The sequence below is a fragment of the Nocardioides sp. genome (assembly GCF_004803405.1).
Lineage (GTDB): Bacteria > Actinomycetota > Actinomycetes > Propionibacteriales > Nocardioidaceae > Nocardioides > Nocardioides vastitatis.
This window is the reverse complement of record NZ_SSXI01000174.1, coordinates 420-2,393: the sequence shown is the minus strand read 5'-3', so window position 1 is coordinate 2,393 and position 1,974 is coordinate 420. Positions and strand designations below refer to the sequence as shown.

At 72.5% G+C, this 1,974-nt stretch carries 2 protein-coding genes and 1 pseudogene; all 3 read left to right on the top strand.

Annotation, left to right across the window (positions count from 1 at the left end):
- Positions 1–304, top strand: a pseudogene (locus E7Z54_RS23240) (hypothetical protein); the annotation flags it as partial.
- Positions 301–741 (top strand): pilus assembly protein TadG-related protein, encoded by a 441-nt coding sequence (locus E7Z54_RS12245; RefSeq protein WP_136434070.1) that lies wholly within the window; start codon positions 301–303, stop codon positions 739–741. The pseudogene E7Z54_RS23240 and the gene E7Z54_RS12245, both read left to right, overlap by 4 nt.
- A 373-nt stretch (positions 742–1,114) precedes the next feature.
- Positions 1,115–1,974, top strand: an 860-nt coding sequence (locus E7Z54_RS12240) for an ice-binding family protein (RefSeq protein WP_206056182.1), incomplete at its 3' end; no start/stop codon positions are given.

Here is a 1,974-nt window from a genome sequence, read left to right as displayed (position 1 = left end):
AGCCGCCGCACGCGCCTACGCGCTGGCGCCCAACGCCGTGGCCGGTGAGCAGCGGGCGGAGCGCGTCGCCCGCCGCGCGCTGGCCGACCACGGCCTCACCGGAGTCCCGGTCAGCGTGACGATCTCCTGCACGCCGTACCCGAACGACTGCCACAGCGGCACGTCGGTGATCACGGTGCGCGTGGACTCAGCGGTCGAGCTGCCGGTGCTTCCCGTCGTCCTCGGCGGCGGTGCCCCGACCTTCCGGCTGAGCGCCGCCCACACCGTCCCGATCGGGCGCTACCAGGAGGTCGGCGCGCGATGAGGTCCCGACCGCAGCGGGGCAGCACGACGCCGCTGATCGTCGGCTTCACGGCCGTCGTCCTGCTGCTGGTCGCGGTCGTGATCGACGCGAGCGTCGCCTACCTCGAGCGGCAGCGGCTGGACGCGCTCGCCGACGGCGCCGCGCTCTACGGAGCCGACTTCGGGGCGCAGGGCTCCGAGGCGTACGACGGCGGGCTGGCCACCGGCGCCCTCGAGATCTCGCGGGCGGAGGCCGAGCGAGCGGTGCGGTCCTACCTGCGCCAGGTCGGCGCCCACGCCGACCACCCCGGCCTCCACGCGTCGGTCCGGGTCCGGGGCGACCGCGTGATCGTGGAGATCGCCGCGCCGGTGGACCTTCCGCTCACCGTTCCGGGTGCGCCGACCAGCCCGACGATCAGGTCGGTGGGCTCAGCGGTGGTCGATCCCGAGACGGAGTGACGCTCCGTCGCGGCGATCCAGGCGCGCACCGGGCGTTCGCCCCCGGCGGTCCGGACCGAGGGCACGAGGGTCTTGACATTCGACAGTCCTTGCGCTAAATGCCGGCGCAGCGTACGGTGAGGCCACCGGTGGGACGCGTTGAGGGACCCCGCTGATTATTTTCGGGAAGCAGCAGCCGCCGCGGGATTTCCGCCCTGGTTACGCCGCTTGATCGCAGCTTCCGGTTCCACATCGCACAGGCCGCGTCTGCGGCGCTGACATCCGAATGCGACCGAGAGCTGTCGACGGCAGGTTGCGGCACGAACCGCTCACCGCCAGGGATCGACTCCCCGAGGGCTCTTCTCATCTGTCGATGCAGATCGAAGGAATCCTGATGCTGCGCACTCTGCGCACCCTGCGCACCTGGCGTGCCGGTTCGGCCCGTGGCGGCGTGATCGCCATGGGCGCCGTCGTGGCCGTCACCGCCGTCCCCCTGACCGCGATCCTCCTGACTCTCGGCGGCAACCCGTCCGCCGCCGCTGCGACCGCGGTCAACCTGGGCACTGCCCAGAGCTTCGCGGTCCTGGGTGGCCAGGCCGTGACGAACACCGGCCCCACCGTGGCCTGGGGTGACCTGGGCGTGAGCCCGAAGCCCGACGTGAGCGGGTTCCCACCGGGAACGGTGCTGGGCACCATCCATCGGGCGGACGAGGTCGCGCAGCAGGCGCAGTCCGACCTGACCACCGCCTACGGCGTCCTCGCCGGTCAGCCGTCGGACCAGGCGATCTCCGCCGACCTGGCCGGCCGGAGGCTGACGACCGGCGTGTACACCTCCTCGAGCTCGATGGGCCTCAGCGGTGAGCTGACCCTGGACGCCCAGGGCGATCCGTCCGCGGTCTTCGTCTTCCAGGTCGGGTCCGCGCTCACCACCGGGCCCGGCAGTGCCGTGACGCTCGCGAACGGCGCGCAGGCCTGCAACGTCTTCTGGCAGGTCTCCAGCTCCGCCACGCTGGGCACCAACTCGACGCTTCGAGGCACGGTGGTCGCCCTGACCAGCATCACCGCGACCACCGGAGCCACCATCGAGGGACGACTCCTGGCGCGCAACGGGGCGGTGACCCTGGACGACAACCGGATCATCCGACCCGGATGCGCCACCGGGCCGACCACCACCGGTTCGGGCTCCGGGGGACCGACCACCCGCGACGTCGGTACGGACGGTCCGGGCGGTCCGACGACCGGCAGCGGCTCGGG